The organism is Alcaligenes sp. Marseille-Q7550 (genome assembly GCF_965112015.1).
In genome coordinates, this window is record NZ_CBCOPU010000002.1 from 1009621 (window position 1) to 1031688 (window position 22068).

A 22068-nucleotide genomic window follows, 5' to 3' on the forward strand; every position below is an offset into this window, starting at 1 on the left:
GGCGCTACGTTTCAAACGCCTGGCACGCGGAACCGAGGTCCAGCCAGGCTATAAGATGCAGGCTCTCTGCCGTCAATCACAGAGACCGCGGCGACCGCCGCCCGCCAGGGATGCAGCACCGCAACGAGCATGCAAGAATCACAGAGAGCAAGAATGTCGCATAAGAGAATCAAAGCCGGCCTGCTGCAAGCCGGCCTTCTGGGCCTGGCCGCCCTGCCCGTCGCTCAGGCCGCCTCGGTCCAGGACTGGAAGACCAAGGAATACAGGCGCCAGCCCGGCCTGGAGATGATTCGGGCCGCCGAAGCCTATGCCCTGGGCTATACCGGCAAAGGCGGCACGGTCGGCTACCTGGATTCAGGCATCGCCGCCAGCCATCCCGAACTGTCCAGCGCCATCGTGGGCGGCTTCGATTTCAATACCGGCACGGCCTATGCGCCCGGCTCAGGTATCGACCAGGACCCCGATGCCGCGAAGGAGGGCGGTCACGGCAGCCATGTGGCCGGCATCATCGCAGCCCGCCGGGACGGCGTGGGCATGCATGGCGTCGCCTTCAACAGCAAGCTCTTTGCGGTGTCCTCGCTGGTGCCTCCCCAGGAAGAGGACGACGATGATGACACGCCCCTTACGCCTGAGGAGCGTGCCGAAGCCATCGCTTTTTTCGACCGTTCTCTTTCCCAGGGCTGGAATTACCTGGCTGGCTTCAAACTACCCATCATCAACAGCAGTCTGGGCGTGAATGGCTGCAACAAAGCATCGGACCCGCCGCCTTGCAATGTTGTCGACTACGGCTCGGCGCAGGCGGCGCAGGAAACCCATCCCCTGACCATCGAGGGATTTCGAAACAGCGCAGCAGCTGGCTCGCTGATGGTCATTTCCACCGGCAATGAAAGTCAGCCCCACCCCGACCTATTGGCCGGCGCCCCCTATTGGTTCCCAGAGCTCAGAGATAATTGGCTGGCGGTCACGGCCCTGGACGAAGATGGAGACCTGGCTCCGTATGCAAACCGTTGCGGCGTGGCCGCCGGATGGTGTCTGGCCGCACCCGGAGGGGGCCACGAACCAGGCATCTATTCCGTCAACTCCAAGGGAGGCTACACCTACATGAGCGGCACCTCCATGGCCGCCCCGCATGTCGCCGGCGCCGCCGCCCTGGTCAAGGAGGCCTTTCCCTACTTCACGGCCTATCACCTGCAGCAGACCCTGCTGACCACCGCCACCGACATGGGCCATCCGGAGATCTACGGCTGGGGCCTGCTGAACGTGGGCAAGGCCGTGCGCGGCCCCGCCCAGTTCACCCGCCTGTTCGACGTGGACACCCTGGGCTTTGACTCCACCTTCTCCAACGACATCAGCGGCAGCGGCGGGCTGAGCAAGCGCGGCGCAGGCTCGCTGCAACTGACTGGCCGCAACACCTACAGCGGACCGACCATCGTCAGCGGCGGGCGGCTGGCCGTCAACGGCACCCTGGCCTCGGCCGTGACCATCGAGCCCGGCGGCACGCTGGGCGGCTCGGGCGTGGTCAGTCAGGTCGAGAACTACGGTACCCTGGCGCCCGGCAATTCGGTCGGCACCCTGACCGTGAGCGGCGACTACACCGCCCACGAAGGCTCCGTGCACGAGCTGGAAGTCGGCCCGGCCGGCGCCACCGACCGCCTGGTCGTGGGCGGCAAGGCCCACCTTGCCGGCACCCTCAAGCTGGCCGGCGGCCCCTACCGCCAGAACGTGCCCTACTCCTTCCTGCAAGCCGGCCAGGGCGTGACCGGCGAATTCGCCCACATCACCTACAGCATGGCGTTCCTGTCGCCCACGCTGCTGCGCGGCCAGGACCTGTCCCTGCTGATCCAGCGCAATGACGTGCCGTTCGCCCGCTTTGCCGACACCGCCAACCAGCGGGCCGTCGCCCATGCCCTGGATCCGGCCTCCGCGCAGCCTCCGGCCGCCATGGCGGATGTCTACGACACCGTGCTGAACGCCGAGGCCGGCCAGGTGGCCGGCCATATGGAGCAATTGCAGGGCCAGGTCCATGCCGGCGCCGCCTCCGCCCTGCTGGGCAACGGCGACCTGCTGCCGCGCACGCTGGCCCGCCAAGCCGGCGCCGCCCGCCGGGCCGCCGGCCGGGACACAGTGCTGTGGGCCGACGTGATCCAGCAGCGCCGCGACCTGGACGGCGACGGCAACAGCCGCGACGTGCGCCACGATGTCGGCGGCCTGTTCCTGGGCGGCGACACCGCCCTGGGCAGCCAGGGCTGGCGCCTGGGCGCCGCGCTGGGCTACCTGGAGAACCGCATCAAGCTGGACGCGCACGGCCAGTCTGCGCGCAGCAACAGCTACAGCGCCGCGCTGTACGGCGCCCAGAGCTGGCAGGCCGGCCCCGGCAGCCTGAACCTGCTGGCTGGCGGCGCCTACACCCGCCACAGCCTGGACAGCCGCCGCCAGCTCGAGCTGGGTGCGCCCCAGACCCTGAAGGCCGACTACCGGGCGCACAGCGTGCAGGCCTTCGCCCAGCTCGGCTACGGCATGCCGGTGGGCGAACACGCCCAGATCGAACCCTATGCCAGCGTGAACTGGCATCAGCTGCGCCAGGGCTCCTTCACCGAGCACGGCGGCCAGGCCGCGCTGCGCGCCGATGCGCAGCGCCAGGACCTGAGCACCGTGACGCTGGGCCTGCGCGGCAAGACCACGCTGGAGATCAAGAGCGCCAGCCTGGCCTTGACGGCCGGACTGGGCTGGCGGCACGCCATGGGCGACTCCACGCCCGAGCGTCGCCTGGCCTTTGCCGCCCTGCCCGGCAACGACTTCCGCATCAGCGGCGCGCCGATCGCCAAGAACGCCGCGGTGGCCGAGCTCGGCGCCGAGCTGCTGGCCAGCGAGCGCACCTCCTTCGGCCTGAACTATCAGGGCCAGTTCGGCCGCAACCAGGACCACGCCGGGTCCTTGTCCCTGAAAGTGAAGTTCTGACGTCCGCCCCAAGGCAAAGATCCCTGCGATGCTCCGGCATGGCAGGGATGCGGTTTCAAGAAAAAGCCCGCTGCAAGCGGGCTTTTCACATCAACGATCCGTTTCCTTAAAACTGCAGACGGTATAGACCGGCAGGCCTGAATCGATGACGGCCTTGGAGCCGCCCAACTCGGGCAGGTCGATGATGGCGGCCGCTTCGACCACATTGGCGCCCAGGCGCTGCAGCAGGCGCGCCGCCGCCAGCAAGGTGCCGCCCGTGGCGATCAGGTCGTCGATCAGCAGGACGCGCTGGCCGGGACGCACCGAATCGGTATGCATCTCGACGCTGGCGTTGCCGTATTCCAGGGAATATTCTTCGGCCACGGTGTTGAAAGGCAGCTTGCCCTTCTTGCGCACGGGCACAAAACCCAGATTCAATTCGTAGGCCAGCACCGAGCCCACGATGAAGCCGCGCGCATCCACGCCCGCCACCAGATCCAGCTTCTGGCCCATGTAACGGTACACGAACAGGTCGATCAGCACCCGAAAGGAGCGCGGATCCTGCAGCACAGGAGTGATATCGCGGAACGTCACGCCCAGTTTGGGCCAATCCGGCACATTGCGGATCGTTTGACGTATGTATTGGGCAGGATCAGTTTGCATGGCTAAGCTTCTACAACAAGAAAAATCCTGACGCGAAAAGCGTCCATGGATACGCCGCAAGTGTACACAATTGGGCCGGAGCAACAAGGGCCGGGCCGACTTGTTGCAAGACGTTGTACTAATACGACGCACTTGACCGCCGCAACGCACAAGCAAGTCCAGCGCCGCGTCGATCCGATCTTGCCGAGCCTCGCCGCCGTCAAGCGAAGGCTCGTGGTCAATCCCGCTCTTGATCGGACACTTCCACCAGGGTTCCGCCTTCCAGTTGGAGTACACGGTTGACCAGCGGCAAAAGGCGCGTGTCGTGCGTGGCCATGATCACCGTCCTGCCTTGGCCGGCGTTCAGAATGTCGCGCATCAGGGCCTGACTGGTGGGGCCGTCCAGGCTGGCGGTGGGCTCGTCCAGGAACCAGATGCGAGCCGGCGACAGCAGGACGCGAGCCAGGCACAGACGACGCTGCTGCCCCAGCGACAATTGCTGTCCGCCCTCCCCCAGCCAGGTGTCCAGCCCCTGCGGCAAGGCCCGCACCACGGACTCCAGCTGGGCGTCGCGCAAGGCCTGCCACAGGCGTTGCTCGGCGGCAGCGGGATCGGCCAGCAGCAGATTGTCCCGTACGGAGCCCAGGAACAAGGGCGAATCCTGCGCCAGCAGGGCGCAATGGCGAAACCAGCCGGACCGCGACCACGCTGCGGCGGGTTCGCCTTCGATGCAATAACTGTCCGGCAGAGCCGGCAGCAGCCGCATCAGCGCGCCCAGCAAAGTGGACTTGCCGGAACCGCTGGCCCCGAACAGGGCCAGATGCTCGCCGGGACTCACCCGCAAATCCACGCCGCCCAGGACCGGCTGATCTCCGTAGGCAAAGTCCAGCTTCCTGAGTTCCAGCAAGGCCGGCCGGCCGGTCGGCAGCTCGCGCCCCTGGTCCGCCCCCTCGTCCAGCGGCTCGTCCACGACCTGAAGCAGGCGGCGGCTGGCCGCCTCGACCTCGCCCAGGCGCGCGGCGCCGCGCATCATGGGCGCCATGATCTCGAACAGGCCCAGCAAGGCCAGCACCAGCCCTACCCAGACAGGACCGCTCAAGGCGGCCAGGTCAACCTGCCGCGCCCCCGCCATCAGGCAGGTCAGCAGCGCCAGGCCCATCAGGACCTGTTGCAGAAATTGGCCGGCCACGCCCCAGACGCTGCTGTGCAAGCGAGCTCGGCCCAGATTGCGGCTGATTGCCTCGGCCTGCTCCTGCACGGTCTGCTGGGCAGCAAAAATCTGAATGTCCACATAGGCGCGCACCGCATGATGGGTCAAGGTGCGCAGGCGGTTTTCCAGCCCATGCACGCGCCGGGCGGCATGCGCCGCGCCGCGGGCGCACAGGTAGGGCACCAGGCACGCCGCCAGCAGGATGCAGGCCAGCACCAGCCAGGCCCACCATGCCAGCCAGACGCCGAGAATCAGGCTGAAGGCCAGGCCCGCCAGCACGGACGTCGTCAGGGGCGCGACCAGCAGCAGGAACACCAGGTCCAGCACGGCCACATCGGCGGTCAGGCTGGCGGCCAGCTCGCCATCGCGGAACTGCGCCAGCCTGGCCTGGCTGAAACGGGCCAGGCTCCCGAACACCCGGGTACGGATGCTTACTTGAAGATCCAGGGTCAGCGCATGGCCCACGACGCGCTCCAGATAACGCGAGGCGATGCGCCAGAAGGACAGGCCGCGTATCAGGGCGGAGGGCCCGAACAGGTTGAAAACGATGCCCAGCGGCGCCAGGAACGCGCCGCTGAGGAACCAGCCGACGACCCCCAGCAACCCCACTCCGGCGGCCACGGTGCTCGAAGCCAGCAGAATGGTCAGCAGAAGTGTGCCGCGCCGGGCGCGCAGGCTGCCGATCAACAAACGGAACCAGGCCTTCATGCCGACAGCACCCCTTGAACAATGCGCAGGCGCGCCGAGCAACGGGAGGCCAGATGCTCGTCATGGGTCGCCAGCACCAGGCAACGGCCGCGGCAGAAGTCCAGGATGTTGTCCATGACCCGGTCCCGCGTCGCCGCATCCAGCCGGGAAGTCGGCTCGTCCAGCAGCACCAGATGCGGATCGGTCAGAAACAGGCGGGCCAGGGCCAGACGCTGGATCTGCCCGCCGGACAAGCCGAAACCGCCTTCTCCCAATGCGCTGTCCAGGCCCTGCGGCAGCGCACGCACGAAATCATCGGCGCAGGCCAGCTCGAGCGCGCGCCAGAGCTGTGCATCGCTGGCGTGCGGATCGGCCAGGCGCAGGCAGGCGCGGATCGACTCCATGGACAGGAACGCCTGCTGGGACACCAGCACCACGCCGTCGTGGCGCGTCAACAGGCGGCCGGTCGTATCGTTGCCGCGCAGCATCACCCGCCCGTCTTCCAGCGGCCGCAGGCCGACCAGGGTCTCCAGCAGGCTGGTCTTGCCCGTGCCGCTGGCGCCGAGCAAAGCATAGGACTGGTCGATGTAGAGCTGCAGGCCCGGAACTTGCAGCAGTGTTCCAGCGCCGCCCAATTGCGGCAGTCGCAGATGACTGAGCACCAGCATGGGCAATGCGGAAAAAACCGAGCCCGTCTCGGCCGGCGACCCGGCCGGGATCAGGTCCCGCCCCAGGCCGGCCCAGACCCGGTCCAATTCCGCCGCCGCGGCCCGGGCGGCCGCCCGGTCGTGATAATTGGCCGCCAGCTGGCGCAAGGGTTGATAGGCCTCGGGCGCCAGCAATAGGCAGAACAGGCCTTGCTGCAGGCTCAGGCCGGAAAAGGAGTCGCCCAGATAGCCCAGGTAGCCCAGGCCTATGTAGACCGCAATGCCGGCCACGCCCAGCGCGGCGAAGAACTCCAGCACGGCGGAGGACAGAAAGGCGATGCGCAGCACCTTCATGGTGCGCGTGCGCAACTCCTGGCTGGCCATCTCGACACTATCGATTTCGTCCCGGCTGCGGCCCAGCAGGCTCAAGGTGAAGATGCCGCGCAGGCGGTCGGCAAAGAAACCGGACAGGCGCAAGGTGGCCTGCTGCTGGTCGCGGCTGGCCGCTTCCGCGCCCCAGCCCACCAGAGCCATGAACAAGGGAATCAAGGGCGTGCTGAACAGCAGGATCAGGGCCACGATCCCGTCCACGGGCAGCACGGCCAGCATCAGGGCCAAGGGCACCAGCGCGGCCGCCGCCATGGACGGCAGATAACGGGTCAGGAATCCATCCAGCGCCTCCACCTGGCTGACCAGGCTGGTGGACAGCTCTCCGCTGCTGCTGGAGCGCAGGCGCGGCACGGTGCTGCGGAACAGGCGGGCGAACAGCTCGGTGCGCAGATCCTGCTTGATCTGCTCCGACACCTGCTGGGCGCGGCGCTCGCCGCTGGCCAGCAGGGCGGCGCGCGCCAGCAGCAGGACCAACACCAGGCCGATGGCCGGCCATTGGCCGGCCCAGGCCAGTCCGTCCACGACCACGGCCTGCACCACGCCGGCCAGCAGCCATGCCTGGGGAATCAGCAAGGCGCCCGCCAGCACCGGGGCGGCCATGGGCCAGCGCAGGGCCGCGCGGGCGCGGGCGGAGAACTCCCCCAGCCACTGCTGCGCCGATGGCGCCTGCAACTCCAATCAGACCTCGATGTCCGCGCCAGGCGCGCGCTGCACATCGTCCAGCACGGCCGTGGTCTGGCGCAGTTCGAACCACATCGCGTTCAGGATGGCGAAGGCGCAGGCCAGACCCAGGCCCAGAATCCAGGAAAAATACCACATAGTCTCAGGCCTCCTTAGTAGGAATGGGGAGCGTCGTTCATGCCGGCTACCGTCACCTTGCCGCGCATCACGCGATACACCCAGGAGGTATAGAGCACGATGATGGGCAGGAACACCAGGGTGATGAGCAGCATCAGCCAAAGCGTCAGGTGGCTGGCCGAGGCGTCGAACAGCGTCAGGCTGGAGCCCGGCGTCAGCGACGAAGGCAGCAGGAAGGGAAAGACGGCGAAGCCGAAGGTCAGGATGATGCCCGCCAGTGCCAGGGAGGAGAACAGCACCGCCAGCAACCCGCGCCCGCGTCCGGCCAGCAAGGCGCCCAGCAGCAGCCCGGCGAAGCCGGCGGCCGGCGCCAGCCAGAGCAGCGGCCATTGGCGGTAATTGGCCAGCCAGCCGCCCGGCACCACGTCCACCGCCTTGCCGATGGGGTTGGACATGGCGTGGCCGACTTCGGGCCAGCTCATGGCGTAGCCGTTCAGGTGGGTGATCCACCAGCCGCCCGCGGCAAAAGCCAGGATGGACAGCAGGCCCAGAGGCACAGCCCAGGCTCGGGCGCGGCGCGCCACCTGGTCCGAGGCTTTCCAGGCCAGCACCACCACGCCCTGGAAAGCCAGCATCAGCACGCTGAGCAGGCCGCACAGCACGGCGAAGGGCTGGAACAGGCCGAAGAAACTGCCATCGTACATGGGGCGCCGCGTGGTGGAATCGAAACCGAAGGGCACGCCCAGCATCACATTGCCGATGGCCACGCCGAACACCAGCGCGGACACCAGCCCGGCTACGGTCCAGATGGCGTCCCAGTTGCGACGCCAGCGGCGCGAGGCCAGCTTGCTGCGGTACTTGATGGCCACCGGCCGCACGATCAGCGCCACCAGCAGCAGCATCATGGCCAGGTAGAAACCGGAGAAGGCCATGGCATACAGCAGGGGCCAGGCCGCGAAGGCCACGCCCCCGGCCACGATCAGCCAGACCTGGTTGCCCTCCCACACGGGGCCGATGACGTTGTAGAGCACGCGCCGCTCGTCGTCCGTGCGGGCCACCAGCGGCAAGGCCATCGCCACGCCCAGGTCGGCCCCGTCCATGATGGCGAAGGCGGCCAGTAGCACGCCCAGCAGCAGCCACCAGATCACGCGCAGCGTGTCGTAATCGAGAAGAATCAGTTTTTCCATGGTGTTTCCCCCTTAACCGCGCAGCAAGGGCGCATTGCGCGAGCCATAGGACAGGGCCGACGGCGCGGGCGGCGCGCCATGCTCGTCGGGTCCCTTGCGGATCGCATGCAGCATGACTTTCACGCCGATGACCGCCAATGTGCCGTACAGCAGCAGGAAGATGCTCATGCTGATCATCAGGTCCGTGAAGGACAGCCCCGAGGCGGCGTAATACGTGGGCAGCACGCCCTCGATAGCCCAGGGCTGGCGGCCGAACTCGGCCACGAACCAGCCGCATTCGATGGCGATCCAGGGCAGCGGTATGCTCCAGACGGCCAGCTTGAGCAGGCGCGGATGACGCTGCAGCCGGTCGCGCGAGGCCAGGAAGAAGGCCACGGCGAAGAACAGGATGAAATACAGCCCCAGCCCCACCATGACGCGGAACGTCCAGAACAGCGGCGCCACCTGCGGCACCGTGTCCCAGGCCGCCTTGGCGATGTCCTCGGGGCTCGCCTGGGTGATGTCCTGCATGTAGCGCTTGAGCAGCAAGGCGTAGCCCAGGTCGCGCCAGTTGGCGTCGAACAGGCGGCGCGCCTCTATGTCGGAGGCGTCGGCGCGCACGGCCTGCAAGGCCTGGTAGGCGCGCAGCCCGTTGGCGATGCGGACCTTGGCGTGCTCGACCAGTTCATTGATGCCCAGCATGGGCGTGGTCAGCGAACGGGTGCCGATCAGGCCCATGACCCAGGGGATCTCGATGGCGAAGCTGTTCTCGCGCGCCTCCTGGTTCGGGATGGCGATCAGGTTGAAATTGGCCGGCGCCTCCTCGGTCTCCCACATGGCTTCCATGGCCGCGATCTTCATCTGCTGGTGCTCGGTCGTCAGGTAGCCGCTCTCGTCGCCCAGCACCACGACCGACAGGGCCGAGGCCAGGCCGAAGCTGGCGGCCACGGTCATGGAGCGCTTGGCCAGGTCGATGTGACGCCCGCGCAGCAGGTACCAGGCGCTGATGCCCATGATGAACATGGCGCCCAGCACGTAGCCGGCGCTGACCGTGTGCACGAACTTGGCCTGCGCGACCGGGTTGAAGATCACCTCGGCGAAGTCCGTCATCTCCATGCGCATGGTCTGCGGATTGAAGACGGCGCCCACCGGATTCTGCATCCAGCCGTTGGCCACCAGGATCCACAGGGCGGACAGATTGGTGCCCAGCGCCACCAGCCAGGTCACGGCCAGGTGGCCCAGCTTGGAAAGGCGGTCCCAGCCGAAGAAGAACAGGCCGACGAAGGTGGCTTCCAGGAAGAAGGCCATCAGCCCTTCGATGGCCAGGGGCGCGCCGAAGATGTCGCCCACGTAGTGGCTGTAATAGGCCCAGTTCATGCCGAACTGGAACTCCATCACGATGCCGGTGGCCACGCCCAGCGCGAAGTTGATGCCGAAGAGCACGCCCCAGAACTTGGTCATGCGGCGCCAGATCTCGCGGCCCGTCATGACGTAGACGCTTTCCATGATGGCCAGCAGGAAGGACAGGCCCAGCGTCAGCGGCACGAACAAGAAGTGAAACATCGCGGTGGATGCGAACTGCAGCCGCGACAAGGTAACGACATCCAGATCAATCATGACGACCCCCAGTTTGATCAGCCTTGCGAATCTTTCCGGCAAAACCCAGGACTTTCTGAACCTTGCTGCCCAGGCGCATCAGGTTCTGCAAAGTCTCCGGCGGCAAATGATGCACTTCGTCAAACCAGCCACACGCCAACTCGATCAATTCCAGCATCTCGGTGATGCGCTGCTGGCCGTACGCCTCTTCCTCGTTCACGGGCGCTTCCATAAGGATACTTCGCAACAGCGTCAGCGTGGGGTCGATCTCGCGCTTGCGCTTCTCCTCCACCAGGGTGCGGAAGATCTCCCACACGTCCTTGGGGGACTCGAAGTATTCGCGGCGCTCGCCGATCTTGTGGGTCATGCTGACGAGCCGCCAGGATTGCAGCTCGCGCAGGCTCATGCTGACGTTCGAGCGCGAGATGCCCAGCGTCTCGGCGATTTCATCGGCGTGCAGGGGTTCGGGGGAAATGAAGAGCAGGGCGTAGATCTGGCCGACGGTACGGTTGACCCCCCAGCGTCCGCCCATTTCCCCGAAGTGCAGAACGAATCGTTCCGCCTGTGGTCCTAGGTTCATGGTATTTTGAATTTTCAGTAATTACTGAAACAACGAAACAGATCGTATCTTAACCCTAAAGTATTCATGCGGCTACTGGTTTCACGCCGGGGGCCTTAAAATAAGGCCCGGCAAACCGACATGCCAAGCATGCGCTTCGCGTTTACAATTTCTCAATGAATAAACCGGACCTTCCCGACCCCGACCAGATCCTGGCTTCGGCGCGTCGCACCTTCGCCACTGAAATCGAGGGCCTGCAGTCGCTCAGCGCCCGGCTGGACGAACATTTCGTCAAGGCCACGCAGATGCTCATGCACTGCCAGGGCCGCGTGGTGGTCACCGGCATCGGCAAATCCGGCCACATCGCCCGCAAGATCGCCGCCACCCTGGCCTCCACCGGCACGCCGGCCTTTTTCATGCACGCGGCCGAGGCCCTGCATGGCGATCTGGGCATGATCACCAGCCAGGACGTGGTGGTCGCCATCTCATACTCCGGCCAGGCGCAGGAACTGATGACCGTGCTGACGGTGCTGCGCCGTATGGGCGCCCAGCTGATCGCCATCACCGGCAACGCCCAGTCCGAACTGGCCCTGAACGCCGACCTGCACCTGGACGCCCACGTGGAGCACGAGGCCTGCCCGCTGAACCTGGCGCCCACCGCCAGCACCACGGCCGCGCTGGCGCTGGGCGACGCGCTGGCGGTGGCCTGCCTGGAGGCCAAGGGCTTCAGCCGCGAGGACTTCGCCCGCTCGCACCCCGGCGGGGCCCTGGGACGCCAGCTGCTGACGTTCGTGCGCGACATCATGCGCCGCGGCGAGCAGTTGCCCGTCGTGACGCCCGACACGCCGGTCCCCGACGCGCTGGCCGAGATGTCCGCCAAAGGCATGGGCATGACCATCGTGGCCGACCCGCCGGGTCATCCGGTGGGCCTGTTCACCGACGGCGACCTGCGCCGCCTGATCGCCCGCAAGGGCGACATCCGCGGCCTGCCCGTCTCAGAAGGCATGACGCGCCAGCCACGCAACATTTCCGCGGACGCCCTGGCCATCGAGGCGGCCCGCCAGATGGACAAGCTGCGCATCAACCAGATGCTGGTACTGGACGCAAACGGGCTACTATTAGGGGCTCTGCACATGCACGACCTGTTGGCCGCAAAGGTAATCTGACCATGTTGAACAATCCAACCGCCCCGCTGCACCCCGCCGAAGCGCAAATCCTCGCCAAGCTGCCCGAGACCACCCGTGAACGTCTGCGCGCCCTGCGCATGCTGGTCTTTGACGTGGACGGCGTCATGACCGACGGCCGCCTGTGGTACAGCGAACAAGGAGAAGTCTTCAAGGGCTTCCACGCCCTGGACGGGCACGGCCTGCGCATGCTGGGCGAGAGCGGCATCTCGGTGGCCATCATCACCGGCCGCGAGAGCGGCATCGTGGCGCGCCGCGCCGCCGAGCTGGGCATACGCTTCGTGCACCAGGGAGTGCGCGACAAAGTCGCCATCCTGTCGCAGATCGCCCAGGAGAACGGCCTGGCCCTGAACGAGCTCGGCTACATGGGCGATGACCTCATCGACCTGGCCGCCATGCAGCGCGTGGGCTTTTCCGCCAGCGTGCCCAATGCGCCCTTCTACGTCTCCCAGATGGCCAGCTGGGTCTCCACCCTGCCCGCCGGCCAGGGCGCCGTGCGCGAATGCTGCGACGCCATCCTGGCCGCCCAGGGCCGCCTGGCGACCTTCATCGCCGGCGGTCTGCTGAAAACCACCGGAGTCATCCAGTAACCATGCGCGATCGCCTGCCCACCGTCATTTCCCTGCTGCTTCTGGCCCTGCTGGTGCTGGCCACCTGGTGGGCGGTCGACTACACCCAGCGCTCAGTGGCCATCGACCCGCCGCGCCGCGTCACCCATGAACCCGATTCCTGGGCGCGCAACTTCACCATGGTCAGCACCGACGCCACCGGCATGGCCACCAATCGCCTGGACGGCGAACTGGCCTATCACTTTCCCGACGACGATTCCTACGAAATCGAAAAACCGCGCGCCGTCAGCAGCCGCGCCCAGTCGCCCCGGACCGTCGCCACCTCGGACACCGCCCCCACGAGCGCCGGCGGCGACACGATCACCATGAAAGGCAACGCCCACATCCACCGCCAGGCCACGGCCGAGGACGAGGCCCTGGACGTGCGCAGCAGCGTGCTCATCATCCTGCCCGACGAAGACGTGGTCTACACCAACGAACCGGCCCTGGTGGTCAATGGCCAGTCCACCATGCGCGGCACGGGCATGCGCTACGACAATCGCGTTCGCCAACTGAACGTCATGTCGGAATCCGACGTTAAAATCTCGGGCCAGCAGACACAGAAAGCGCGATCCTCCAACAGCTCTAAGGATTCCCCACCATGACCACGCGTCACAGCGCCAGCTCCAGCCTCCGGCCCGAGCTCCTCACCCGCCTCCTGCGCAGCGCCCTGGGCCTGGCCATGGCCTCGGCCGCCCTGGTCCTGCTGCCGGGCGCGCCCGCGCAGGCCCAGGCAAGCACGGAAGCGGCCCAGGAACCGGACACCTCCGTGTTATCCGACACCCTGACCTACGACGACGTCACCAAGCAGACCATCTACAAGGGCAATATCGTGCTCACGCGCGGCGCCCTGACCCTCATGGCCGACCAGCTCGCCATCGAACAGGACGCCGAAGGCTTCCAGCACGGCACCGCTACGGTCACCGAGCGCCCGCGCGTCACCATACGCCAGGAAGAGCCAGCCAAGTTCGAGCTGCTGACCGCCGAAGGCGTCAAGGCCGTCTATAACGGCAAGACCGAGGAAATCGAGCTCATCGGCAAGGCCATCGTCAACCGCTACGTCTGCGGCAAGCTGCAGGACACCATCCAGGGCCAGCGCATCATCTACCGCCAGAAAAGCGGCACCTACCAGGCCTTCGGCGGCGCCGAATCGGCCACGCGCGACGGCCGGGTACGCTCGGTGGCGCGCTCGCGCGCCAGCGCCGACGCCGCCCTGGCCGAATGCCAGCGCAAGTCCTCTCCCCGCAAATAGCCCGGATTCCGCTCTAACATGGTTGCATCCTCCAGCCCGTCCACTCCAACCCGCGCCGACAATTCCGTCAAAGGCAGCCTGATCGCCCAGGGCCTGCGCAAGACTTATGGCAAGCGCACCGTGGTGCAGGACGTGTCCCTGAACGTGGAAAGCGGCGAGGTCGTCGGCCTGCTCGGCCCCAACGGGGCCGGCAAGACCACCAGCTTCTACATGATCGTGGGCATCGTGCACGCCGACGCCGGCCGCATCGAGATCGACGGCACCCCCATCACCGGCATGCCCATGCACAAGCGCGCCCGCCTGGGCCTGTCCTACCTGCCCCAGGACGCCTCCGTGTTCCGCCGGCTGACGGTCGAGGAAAACATCCGCGCCGTGCTGGAGCTGCAGCAGGACGACAAGGGCCGCGCCATCAGTTCGCGCGAGATCGGCGAGCGCCTGGAGACCCTGATCGCCGAACTGCAGATCAGCCACATCCGCCGCAACACCGCCGTATCCCTGTCCGGCGGGGAGCGCCGACGGGTGGAGATCGCCCGCGCCCTGGCCAGCAATCCGCGCTTCATCCTGCTGGACGAGCCCTTCGCCGGCGTGGACCCGATCGCCGTCATCGAGATCCAGCGCATCGTGCAGTTCCTGAAGGGCCGCAACATCGGCGTGCTCATCACCGACCGCAACGTGCGCGAGACCCTGGGCATCTGCGACCGCGCCTACATCATCAGCGAAGGCACGGTGCTGACCAGCGGGCACCCCTCCGAGATCATCGACAACGAGGCCGTGCGCAAGGTCTACCTGGGCTCGAATTTCCGCATGTAGTCCCCCCTGCCCCGGCCCTTGCGCCGGGGCTTTCTAAAGCGCGTCCACCCTAGGGTTTTCCTGACATTTTCCCTTGATCCAAGTCATGTAATCCCGCTGACATATAGGTATACTGGAATCTCCAACATCAATAGTAAGGAGCCTTCAGAACGAACCCTCCCGCGTCTTGGACGCACCAGCATCACTACTACGGAGAGCCTATATGAGCCTTAACATCAGTGGCCGTAATCTCGACATCACCCCTGCTATCCGCGACTACGTCAAGAACAAGATCGGTCGGATCGACAAGCATTTCGACAATGTGGTCGACTCCCAGGTCATGCTTTCCATCGAACGTCTGAAGCACACTGCCGAAGTCACCGTCCGCGTGCCCGGCAAGGACATCCACTGCGCCGCTTCCGACGAAAACCTGTACGCCGCCATCGACCTGCTGGCAGATAAAATCGACCGCCAGGTGGTCAAGTCCAAGGAAAAGGCGACCAGCCACGCAAATGAGCCCGCCAAGCGGCTCGAGGTCCCGGCCGCCTGACCGCGCAGGACTCTCATCAGCAGGCCCGACCTGCCGACAGACCCCGCACCGTCCGGTTCGGGGTTTTGTGTTTTATGGCACACTGCCGCTCTGTTCCACGCTGTGCAAAAAGTGTTCAGCTAAAAAACATTCCCCCCTATAATGGCCGTCATGAATCTCTTGTCGCGCATTTTGCCTCTGTCCAATGTGGTTCTGGATCTTGCTGCCACCAGCAAGAAACGCGCTTTCGAACAAGCCGGACTGATCTTCGAGAACCATCACGGCATCGCCCGGACAGCCGTGTTCCACAGCCTGATCGCTCGCGAGCGGCTGGGCTCCACAGCGCTTGGCCACGGCGTGGCCGTGCCCCACGGTCGCATCAAGGACCTGAAGGAGCCCTGCGCCGTCTTCATGCGCCTGGCCGAACCCGTGCGCTTTGACGCCAGCGACGGACGCACCGCCAGCCTGCTGTTCTTCCTGCTGGTGCCCGAGACCGCCACCCAGACGCACCTGGACCTGCTGGCCGAGATCGCCCGCCTGATGGCCGATCCGGACGTGCGCCAGGCCCTGGCGCAGGAAACCGATCCGGCCCGGATCCACCACATCCTGACCCAGCCCGCAGCCCTTCAAGCGGAAGACCCCGATGCTGACAGTCCAAGAGCTGGTCAATGACAACAACGACAAGATCGCGGTCAGCTGGGCCGCCGGCAAGCACGCCGCCAGCCGGCCTATCCCCGATCTTGGCATGGCGGCCGCCGACCTGGTCGGCCACCTGAACCTGATCCATCCCTCCCGCATCCAGGTCTTCGGGCCGGAAGAGCTTTCCTATTACAACCGCTTCGACGTCAAGCGGCGCCAGCATCACCTGGAAGACCTGGTGCAGGGTGGCGTGCCGGCCATCTTCATCGCCAACAACGCCTCCGCGCCGGCCGACCTGCTGGAGTTCTGCGAGACGCAAGGGGTGCCGCTGCTCTACACGCCCATCGACGCCGCCCAGCTCATCGACCTGCTGCGCATCTACCTGGGCAAGCGCCTGGCCCCCAAGACCACCATGCACGGCGTATTCATGGACGTGCTGGGCCTGGGAGTGCTGATCACCGGCGAATCAGGCCTGGGCAAGAGCGAGCTGGCGCTGGAGCTGATCTCGCGCGGCCACGGCCTGGTCGCGGACGACGCGGTCGAACTGTCGCGCACCGCGCCCAACATCATCGACGGCCAATGCCCGCCGCTGCTGCAGAATCTGCTGGAAGTGCGCGGCCTGGGATTGCTGGACATACGCACCATTTTTGGCGAAACCTCGGTTCGTCGTAAAATGAAGCTCAAGCTGATCGTGCATCTCGTCCGCTCCAACCCCGACAACTTCGAGCGCCTGCCCACCCAGGACCAGGTCCAGGACGTGCTGGGCATCGGCATCAAGCGCGTCATGCTGCAGGTGGCCGCCGGCCGCAACCTGGCCGTGCTGGTGGAAGCGGCGGTTCGCAACACCATACTCGCCTTCCGCGGCATAGACACCATGGGCGACTTCATCGAGCGCCAGGCCCTGGCCATCATGAACAGCCGTGAAGACTAGGCAGCCTTTGCGGCTGCCCCGTTTCTGACGAATCGTCGGCCAGGCCGAGCCTGCCGACGAACTGATTCGAATGCGAATCATCGCATCGTGTTAACAGGCCCTAACCACAATGCTGAAAGTTGTATTGATCACCGGCATATCCGGATCGGGAAAATCGGTTGCGCTGCGCCTGCTGGAAGATACCGGCTATACCTGCGTGGACAATCTGCCCGCCCGCTTCCTGGCCGAATCCGTCGAAAGCTTGGCCGAGCAGGGGTTGGAGCGCCTGGCCGTGGCCATCGACGTGCGCGGCTCCGGCGATCTGGACACCTTGCCCGAGGTCATCCGCAAGCTGCGCGAAGATGGCTACGCATTGCGCGTCATCTTCCTGAACGCCAGCGACCATACCCTGCTGCAGCGCTACTCCGAATCGCGCCGTCGGCACCCGCTCACCGACCGTCTGCGCCAGGACGGCCGCTCGCCGTCGCTGGAGGAGTGCATCGCCGTGGAGCGCGAGCTGACCGCGCCGCTGCGCGAACTGGAGCATGTCATCGACACCAGCGACACCACGCCCGGCCAGCTGCGCGCCTGGGTGCGCGACCTGGTGCAGGCCGACCGCGCCAGCGTGGTGCTGACTTTCGAGTCCTTCGCCTACAAGCGCGGCGTGCCGGGCGATGCCGACCTGGTCTTTGACGTGCGCTGCCTGCCCAACCCCCACTACGATCCCGAACTGCGCCCCATGACCGGACGCGACGAGCCCGTGGCCAGATGGCTGGCCCAGGTCGGCTCGGTGGCAAACATGGCCGCCGACCTTGCCAGCTCCGTGCGCCCCTCGCTGCCGCTGTCCATGCAGGACACCCGCCACTATCTGACCGTGGCCATCGGCTGTACCGGCGGCCAGCATCGTTCCGTCTACGTCACCGAGCAGCTGGCGCTGCGCTTCGCCGACCACGCGCCCCTGCTGGTGCGCCACCGCAACCAGCCACCCATCAATCCAGTCCCATGAATCCATCCTCCCTGCGCGCGCTGGGAGCCATGCTGGCGGCCCTGGCGCTGCTGGCGGGCTGCTCCTCCAGCCCCAAGCGCTCCAAGCCCAAGCCCGGCGCCACCGTCTCCGCCCCTCGCGGCGGAGGCTACTACAAAGATGACGGGCCCGCCGGCCGCATCCCCGCCAATCTGCTCTCCACTCCCAACGCCACCCCCGCCTCGAACCCATTGCCCGCAGCAATACCCGTCCCTACACGGTGCTCGGCAAGAGCTTCGTCCCCCACACCAGCCACAAGCCCTTCTCCCAGACCGGCACCGCGTCCTGGTACGGCCGCAAGTTCCATGGCAAGAAAACCGCCAACGGCGAAACCTACGATATGTACGCCATGACGGCAGCCCATCCCACGCTGCCGATTCCCAGTTATGCGCGCGTGACCCGGCCCAGCACCGGCAAATCCGTCATCGTGCGCATCAACGACCGGGGTCCATTTCATAGTTCTCGCATCATCGACCTGTCCTATGTGGCCGCCGCCAAGCTGGACCTGATCGCGCCCGGCAGCGGCACCGTACTGGTGGAGGCCATCACCGAGGATGAAATCCGCGCAGGCCGCTTCGACGACAACGAAACCCGGATCGCCCGGGCCGCCACGCAGGCCGCGCCCGCTCCGGCTCCCAAGCCCAGCCTGGTGGTCAAGGAGGAGCAGCAGCCGACTCCGGACGCGCTGGACGCGCTGGCGCAGGAAGAACTGGACCTGGAACTGGACGAATCGCCCAGCTGGAGCAGCGATGCAAGCGACCAGCAATTGATCGTCCAGTCCGCCGCGCCAGCCCAGCCGCGCCGCAACTCCGCATCCGGCGAGACCCGCGTCTACCTGCAGTTCGGCGCCTTCTCCGCGCGCCAGAACGCTTCCGCCCTGGCGCAGCAACTGAACCGCCAGATCGCGCAGGTGGAGTACCGCAACGCCGAGGTCGAAGCGCACAACGAATTGTTCCGGGTGCAGATAGGCCCCTACCAGAGCCGCACGGAAGCCATCAATGCGGCCTTGCGCATCCGCCAGGAGACGGGCCTGAACCCGGCCGTGGCGGTGCGCTGACGAAACGGCTCAATCGCCGGACCGCTCCTCCCGGGCCTGGCGCGCCAGGCCCCAGGCGTACAGCACATCCCGCGGCACGCCGCTAGCCTGGCTGCCGATGCGCGCCGCATCGCGCAGCGACACCTGCTCCAGCAAGGCCGACATCCAGCGCTCCGTGGCCGCATCCAGCTCCGGCGCATCATGCTCCTGGCGCGGGGCCTCGTGCAGGATCAGCACGAACTCGCCCTGCTCCCGATGGCCGTCCTCGGCCAGCCATTGCTCGGCCTGCCCCAGGGGCACGGTATGGATCTGCTCGAAACGCTTGCTCAGCTCGCGCGCGAAGGTCAGGCGGCGCTGCGGCCCGCAGACCTGTTCCATGTCGCGCACGGCCGCCCGCAGGCGATGCGGCGACTCGAACATCAGCACCGGCATGTCCAGGCCGGCCCACTGCTGCAGCCACTTGCGGCGCGCCACTGCCTTGGACGGCATGAAGCCCGCAAAGGCAAAGGCCGGATTTTCGTCGCTGGTCGCTCCGCTGCCCATCAGCGCCGCGATCACGGCCGAAGCTCCCGGCAACGGCACGACCCGGTAACCGGCTTGCCGCACTTCGCGCACCACGCGCGCGCCCGGGTCGCTGACGGCGGGCGCGCCCGCGTCCGAGACCAGCGCCACTCTCTGGCCCTGCGCCAGCCGCTCGATGATGGCCGATGCCGCCTGGGCCTCGTTGTGCCGATGCGCGGCCATCAGCGGCGTCTGTATGCCCCAGGCCTGCAGGAAGGGACGCGTTGCGCGCGTATCCTCCGCCGCAATAATGTCGCACTGTTCCAGCGCCTGCCAGCCGCGCAGGGTAAGGTCTCCAAGGTTGCCGATGGGCGTGGCCACCACATACAGGCAGGACTCGGGCCAGACCTGGCCCCTGACCTTGTCCATCATGCCCTGCCAGGCTCCGGCCGACGGCGTGCGGCCCTCTGTGTCGCTCATGCTAAATCCTGTCTAAACATCGTTGTCATTGATTGCCCATGAATCCCTTCGAACAGGCCCGCCGGTCCCAGGAACGCGCGCTGCGCCGCCTGCGGCGCGCTCGCCCCGCTTCTGCGGCCCCTTCGGAGCGCCGTTCCCCCAGCCAGCAACGCGGCGACCGGGCGGAGCAGCGCGCCGCCGACCACGTGCAGCGGCATGGCGCGCGCATCCTGGCGCGCCAGTTGCGCGCCCGCGGCGGCGAGATCGACCTGCTGCTCTGGCACGAAGAGCATCTGGTCCTCCTTGAAGTGCGCCAGCGCAATTCGCATCGTTTCGGCGGGGCGCTTGCCAGTGTAAACCGGGACAAGCAGCGCCGTCTGATCCTGGCCGCCCGCCAATGGCTGCCGGCCCTGGCCCGGCGCCATTTCCAGGGACGGCTGCCGCCGTGCCGCTTCGATGTGATCGCCATCGAAGGCGAGTCGCTGCGCTGGATACGCAACGCCTTCGCCGACCAGTGAAAACGCCCTTGATCCCCTGCGCCGGGAACCTTCCGGAAACGGGCCTGTCATAGTCTTTTAAATACGGCTGCGTTTTTTTCAACATGACACGATCTGCCTGCCCCACGGCGAAATTCTCCATGCGATAATGCGCGCTATGGACCTTATCGCCTTAATGACATCGCATTTCGACGATTCCGTCGACACCCTCAAAGCCAGCACCCGCGAACTGGCCGAACCCTGGCCGCGGCCGTGGAGCTGCTGTTCGCCACCCTGGCCAACGACGGCAAGATTCTGGCCTGCGGCAACGGCGGCTCGGCGGCGGACGCCCAGCACTTCATCGCCGAACTGGTCGGTCGCTTCGAACGCGACCGCCTGCCGCTGGCGGGCATCGCCCTCAACACCGACACCTCCATCATGACCGCCGTCGGCAACGACTACGGCTTTGACAGCGTGTTCGAACGCCAGGTCAGCGCCCTGGGCCAGACCGGCGACATCCTGGTGGCCATCTCCACCAGCGGCAACTCGCCCAACGTCATCCGCGCCATCGAAGCGGCGCGCGAGCGCGACATGGTCATCATCGCCCTGACGGGCAAGGGCGGCGGCAAGATCGCCGAATTGCTCTCCGACACCGACATCCACCTGTGCGTGCCCCACGATCGGACCATGCGCATCCAGGAAGTCCACATCGTCCTGCTGCACGCCATGTGCGACGGCATCGACGCCCTGCTGCTCGGAGACCCCCTATGAAGAACAACCGTCTGATCATCGCCGGCCTGCTGGCCGGATCCCTGCTGTCCCTGTCGGGCTGCGGCCTGCTGGTCGTGGGCGGCGCCGCCGCCACCACCGCCGCGGTCGCCACGGACCGGCGCACCACCGGCGAACAGGTCGAGGACAGGGCCATCGTCATGAAGGCGGGTTCGGAAACGCGCCGCCTGCTGGAAAACAAGGAAGGCCGCATCAACACGTCTTCCTACGCAGGCGTGGCCCTGCTGACGGGCGACGTGCCCACCGAAGCCGACAAGGCCGAGGCCGGCCGCCTGGTATCACAGGTCGAGAAAGTCACCCGCGTGGTCAACGAATTGCGCGTGGGTGAACCCACCCCGCTGAGCGTACGCTCCAACGACTCCTGGATTTCCACCCGGGTCAGCACCGCGCTCATCAACACCAAGGAAGTTCCCAGCCGCACCATCTCGGTCACCACCGAGCGCGGCGTGGTCTATCTCCAGGGACGCGTCACCCAGGACGAAGGCGAACGCGCCGCCATTGCGGCCGCAGGCGTGCCCGGCGTGAACAAGGTCGTCAAGCTGTTCGAATACGTCAGCGCCGAAAGCCTGGCGCAGCCGCTGTCCAGCAACACGCAAAAGACGACTCCGTCTCCGGCGCCGGCTGAGCCAGCCCCCGCCGCCACCTCCGTCGAAGTCATGCCTGTCCAATGAAAAAAGTACTGATCATCGCCGTCGCCGTGGCGGCAGCCGTGGGCCTGGGAGTCTGGACCATGTCCGACTCCAAGCCCAGCGCCCCCAATGTGGCCTTCACCGACCTGAACGGCAAGACCTTCCACACCGAAGATCTGCGCGGCAAGGTGGTGCTGGTCAAGTTCTGGGCCACCGACTGCACCACCTGCGTGGCGCAGATGCCCGACAACATCGCCAATTTCAACGCCCTGTCCGGCAAGGGCTTCGACATCGTGGCCGTGGCCATGAAGCACGACCCCATCAACTACGTGCGCAACTTCACCCAGTCGCGCCAGTTGCCGTTCACGGTCGCCCACGACGACACGGGCGAGATCGCCAAGGCCTTCGGCGACGTGCGCCTGACCCCTACCGCCTTCCTGCTGGACAAGCAGGGCCACATCATCAAGCGATACCTGGGCAATTACGACAAGCAGGAATTCATCGCCACGGTCGAGAAAGCCCTGTCCAGCAGCTGATCTTTACTTTCGCCCCAGCCACATACAACCCCGGGTGCCAGCAGTGGACCCGGGTTTTCTTCAAGTGAGCGCGTC

General features: G+C 66.3%; 22 protein-coding genes and 1 pseudogene. 15 read left to right on the forward strand and 8 right to left on the reverse strand.

The genetic code is table 11. The features are described from left to right. Positions 1 to 153: 153 nt before the first annotated feature. Positions 154 to 2958: an autotransporter domain-containing protein gene (locus ACWPWO_RS14160; RefSeq protein WP_454007121.1), complete on the forward strand. Its 2805-nt coding sequence runs from the start codon at positions 154 to 156 to the stop codon at positions 2956 to 2958. Between the two features lie 90 nt (positions 2959 to 3048). Here the strand turns inward: ACWPWO_RS14160 and ACWPWO_RS14165 are convergent, their stop codons facing one another. The 7 genes from ACWPWO_RS14165 to ACWPWO_RS14195 form a co-directional block, all read right to left on the reverse strand. After that, positions 3049 to 3600 (reverse strand): adenine phosphoribosyltransferase, encoded by a 552-nt coding sequence (locus ACWPWO_RS14165; RefSeq protein ID WP_454007122.1) that lies wholly within the window; start codon positions 3598 to 3600, stop codon positions 3049 to 3051. A 217-nt stretch (positions 3601 to 3817) separates the two neighbouring features. Further along, entirely contained in the window at positions 3818 to 5497 is a 1680-nt protein-coding gene (gene cydC / locus ACWPWO_RS14170; RefSeq protein WP_454007123.1) for a thiol reductant ABC exporter subunit CydC, read from the reverse strand. Further along, positions 5494 to 7191 carry a thiol reductant ABC exporter subunit CydD gene (gene cydD, locus ACWPWO_RS14175; protein ID WP_454007124.1) on the reverse strand — a complete coding sequence of 566 codons (1698 nt, stop codon included), beginning with the start codon at positions 7189 to 7191 and terminating at the stop codon, positions 5494 to 5496. Before cydD ends, cydC begins: the two co-directional genes overlap by 4 nt. Continuing rightward, entirely contained in the window at positions 7192 to 7332 is a 141-nt protein-coding gene (gene cydX / locus ACWPWO_RS14180) for a cytochrome bd-I oxidase subunit CydX (protein ID WP_454007125.1), read from the reverse strand. Positions 7333 to 7346: 14 nt separating this feature from the next. Next, the gene (gene cydB / locus ACWPWO_RS14185) at positions 7347 to 8498 is read right to left on the reverse strand and encodes a cytochrome d ubiquinol oxidase subunit II (protein WP_454007126.1); all 1152 of its coding nucleotides are present in this window, start codon (positions 8496 to 8498) and stop codon (positions 7347 to 7349) included. 12 nt (positions 8499 to 8510) lie between these two features. After that, the gene (locus tag ACWPWO_RS14190; protein WP_454007127.1) at positions 8511 to 10094 is read right to left on the reverse strand and encodes a cytochrome ubiquinol oxidase subunit I; all 1584 of its coding nucleotides are present in this window, start codon (positions 10092 to 10094) and stop codon (positions 8511 to 8513) included. Next, entirely contained in the window at positions 10087 to 10653 is a 567-nt protein-coding gene (locus ACWPWO_RS14195) for a GbsR/MarR family transcriptional regulator (RefSeq protein WP_394062086.1), read from the reverse strand. Before ACWPWO_RS14195 ends, ACWPWO_RS14190 begins: the two co-directional genes overlap by 8 nt. 155 nt (positions 10654 to 10808) lie before the next feature. Between ACWPWO_RS14195 and ACWPWO_RS14200 the strand changes: the two genes are divergently transcribed. From ACWPWO_RS14200 to ACWPWO_RS14245, 10 genes are all read left to right on the forward strand, one after another. Beyond that, positions 10809 to 11798, forward strand: coding sequence for a KpsF/GutQ family sugar-phosphate isomerase (locus ACWPWO_RS14200; RefSeq protein WP_454007128.1), 990 nt, complete (start codon positions 10809 to 10811; stop codon positions 11796 to 11798). A 2-nt stretch (positions 11799 to 11800) separates the two neighbouring features. After that, positions 11801 to 12406, forward strand: coding sequence for a KdsC family phosphatase (locus ACWPWO_RS14205; RefSeq protein ID WP_454007129.1), 606 nt, complete (start codon positions 11801 to 11803; stop codon positions 12404 to 12406). Between the two features lie 2 nt (positions 12407 to 12408). Next, on the forward strand, positions 12409 to 13029 hold the full coding sequence (gene lptC, locus ACWPWO_RS14210; protein WP_454007130.1) for an LPS export ABC transporter periplasmic protein LptC: 621 nt from the start codon (positions 12409 to 12411) through the stop codon (positions 13027 to 13029). Beyond that, positions 13026 to 13676: a lipopolysaccharide transport periplasmic protein LptA gene (lptA, locus tag ACWPWO_RS14215; RefSeq protein WP_454007131.1), complete on the forward strand. Its 651-nt coding sequence runs from the start codon at positions 13026 to 13028 to the stop codon at positions 13674 to 13676. Before lptC ends, lptA begins: the two co-directional genes overlap by 4 nt. Positions 13677 to 13694: 18 nt before the next feature. Next, positions 13695 to 14486 carry an LPS export ABC transporter ATP-binding protein gene (gene lptB, locus ACWPWO_RS14220; RefSeq protein ID WP_454007132.1) on the forward strand — a complete coding sequence of 264 codons (792 nt, stop codon included), beginning with the start codon at positions 13695 to 13697 and terminating at the stop codon, positions 14484 to 14486. Positions 14487 to 14688: 202 nt separating this feature from the next. Next, entirely contained in the window at positions 14689 to 15015 is a 327-nt protein-coding gene (gene hpf, locus ACWPWO_RS14225; protein ID WP_454007133.1) for a ribosome hibernation-promoting factor, HPF/YfiA family, read from the forward strand. Between the two features lie 150 nt (positions 15016 to 15165). Further along, positions 15166 to 15666 (forward strand): PTS sugar transporter subunit IIA, encoded by a 501-nt coding sequence (locus ACWPWO_RS14230; RefSeq protein WP_394062100.1) that lies wholly within the window; start codon positions 15166 to 15168, stop codon positions 15664 to 15666. Continuing rightward, positions 15638 to 16564 carry an HPr(Ser) kinase/phosphatase gene (gene hprK, locus ACWPWO_RS14235; protein ID WP_454007134.1) on the forward strand — a complete coding sequence of 309 codons (927 nt, stop codon included), beginning with the start codon at positions 15638 to 15640 and terminating at the stop codon, positions 16562 to 16564. The genes ACWPWO_RS14230 and hprK overlap by 29 nt, the downstream gene beginning before the upstream one ends. 109 nt (positions 16565 to 16673) lie before the next feature. Continuing rightward, the gene (rapZ, locus tag ACWPWO_RS14240; RefSeq protein WP_454007135.1) at positions 16674 to 17549 is read left to right on the forward strand and encodes an RNase adapter RapZ; all 876 of its coding nucleotides are present in this window, start codon (positions 16674 to 16676) and stop codon (positions 17547 to 17549) included. A 238-nt stretch (positions 17550 to 17787) separates the two neighbouring features. Continuing rightward, entirely contained in the window at positions 17788 to 18624 is an 837-nt protein-coding gene (locus tag ACWPWO_RS14245; RefSeq protein WP_454007136.1) for a septal ring lytic transglycosylase RlpA family protein, read from the forward strand. Between the two features lie 9 nt (positions 18625 to 18633). Here the strand turns inward: ACWPWO_RS14245 and rsmI are convergent, their stop codons facing one another. Next, a complete protein-coding gene (rsmI, locus tag ACWPWO_RS14250) occupies positions 18634 to 19584 on the reverse strand; it encodes a 16S rRNA (cytidine(1402)-2'-O)-methyltransferase (protein ID WP_454007137.1) in 951 nt (316 codons plus the stop codon). Positions 19585 to 19622: 38 nt separating this feature from the next. Here rsmI and ACWPWO_RS14255 point away from each other — a divergent pair, with 38 nt between their 5' ends. The 4 genes and pseudogenes from ACWPWO_RS14255 to ACWPWO_RS14270 all read left to right on the forward strand — a co-directional run bounded on the left by ACWPWO_RS14255 (position 19623) and on the right by ACWPWO_RS14270 (position 21993). Then, positions 19623 to 20081, forward strand: coding sequence for a YraN family protein (locus ACWPWO_RS14255; RefSeq protein WP_454007138.1), 459 nt, complete (start codon positions 19623 to 19625; stop codon positions 20079 to 20081). Between the two features lie 136 nt (positions 20082 to 20217). After that, a pseudogene (locus ACWPWO_RS14260) lies at positions 20218 to 20810 on the forward strand (phosphoheptose isomerase). Then, positions 20807 to 21499 carry a BON domain-containing protein gene (locus ACWPWO_RS14265; protein ID WP_454007139.1) on the forward strand — a complete coding sequence of 231 codons (693 nt, stop codon included), beginning with the start codon at positions 20807 to 20809 and terminating at the stop codon, positions 21497 to 21499. Before ACWPWO_RS14260 ends, ACWPWO_RS14265 begins: the two are co-directional and overlap by 4 nt. Beyond that, positions 21496 to 21993, forward strand: coding sequence for a TlpA family protein disulfide reductase (locus tag ACWPWO_RS14270; RefSeq protein WP_394062116.1), 498 nt, complete (start codon positions 21496 to 21498; stop codon positions 21991 to 21993). The genes ACWPWO_RS14265 and ACWPWO_RS14270 overlap by 4 nt, the downstream gene beginning before the upstream one ends. The last annotated feature ends 75 nt before the right edge of the window (positions 21994 to 22068 follow it).

Bases quoted from the DNA above. Each gene is read 5' to 3' on its own strand.
- ACWPWO_RS14160 (WP_454007121.1), top strand. From the start codon at position 154: ATGTCGCATAAGAGAATCAAAGCCGGCCTGCTGCAAGCCGGCCTTCTG.
- ACWPWO_RS14165 (WP_454007122.1), bottom strand. From the start codon at position 3,600: ATGCAAACTGATCCTGCCCAATACATACGTCAAACGATCCGCAATGTG.
- cydC (WP_454007123.1), bottom strand. From the start codon at position 5,497: ATGAAGGCCTGGTTCCGTTTGTTGATCGGCAGCCTGCGCGCCCGGCGC.
- cydX (WP_454007125.1), bottom strand. From the start codon at position 7,332: ATGTGGTATTTTTCCTGGATTCTGGGCCTGGGTCTGGCCTGCGCCTTC.
- cydB (WP_454007126.1), bottom strand. From the start codon at position 8,498: ATGGAAAAACTGATTCTTCTCGATTACGACACGCTGCGCGTGATCTGG.
- ACWPWO_RS14190 (WP_454007127.1), bottom strand. From the start codon at position 10,094: ATGATTGATCTGGATGTCGTTACCTTGTCGCGGCTGCAGTTCGCATCC.
- ACWPWO_RS14195 (WP_394062086.1), bottom strand. From the start codon at position 10,653: ATGAACCTAGGACCACAGGCGGAACGATTCGTTCTGCACTTCGGGGAA.
- ACWPWO_RS14200 (WP_454007128.1), top strand. From the start codon at position 10,809: ATGAATAAACCGGACCTTCCCGACCCCGACCAGATCCTGGCTTCGGCG.
- ACWPWO_RS14205 (WP_454007129.1), top strand. From the start codon at position 11,801: ATGTTGAACAATCCAACCGCCCCGCTGCACCCCGCCGAAGCGCAAATC.
- lptC (WP_454007130.1), top strand. From the start codon at position 12,409: ATGCGCGATCGCCTGCCCACCGTCATTTCCCTGCTGCTTCTGGCCCTG.
- lptA (WP_454007131.1), top strand. From the start codon at position 13,026: ATGACCACGCGTCACAGCGCCAGCTCCAGCCTCCGGCCCGAGCTCCTC.
- lptB (WP_454007132.1), top strand. From the start codon at position 13,695: ATGGTTGCATCCTCCAGCCCGTCCACTCCAACCCGCGCCGACAATTCC.
- hpf (WP_454007133.1), top strand. From the start codon at position 14,689: ATGAGCCTTAACATCAGTGGCCGTAATCTCGACATCACCCCTGCTATC.
- ACWPWO_RS14230 (WP_394062100.1), top strand. From the start codon at position 15,166: ATGAATCTCTTGTCGCGCATTTTGCCTCTGTCCAATGTGGTTCTGGAT.
- hprK (WP_454007134.1), top strand. From the start codon at position 15,638: ATGCTGACAGTCCAAGAGCTGGTCAATGACAACAACGACAAGATCGCG.
- rapZ (WP_454007135.1), top strand. From the start codon at position 16,674: ATGCTGAAAGTTGTATTGATCACCGGCATATCCGGATCGGGAAAATCG.
- rsmI (WP_454007137.1), bottom strand. From the start codon at position 19,584: ATGAGCGACACAGAGGGCCGCACGCCGTCGGCCGGAGCCTGGCAGGGC.
- ACWPWO_RS14255 (WP_454007138.1), top strand. From the start codon at position 19,623: ATGAATCCCTTCGAACAGGCCCGCCGGTCCCAGGAACGCGCGCTGCGC.
- ACWPWO_RS14265 (WP_454007139.1), top strand. From the start codon at position 20,807: ATGAAGAACAACCGTCTGATCATCGCCGGCCTGCTGGCCGGATCCCTG.
- ACWPWO_RS14270 (WP_394062116.1), top strand. From the start codon at position 21,496: ATGAAAAAAGTACTGATCATCGCCGTCGCCGTGGCGGCAGCCGTGGGC.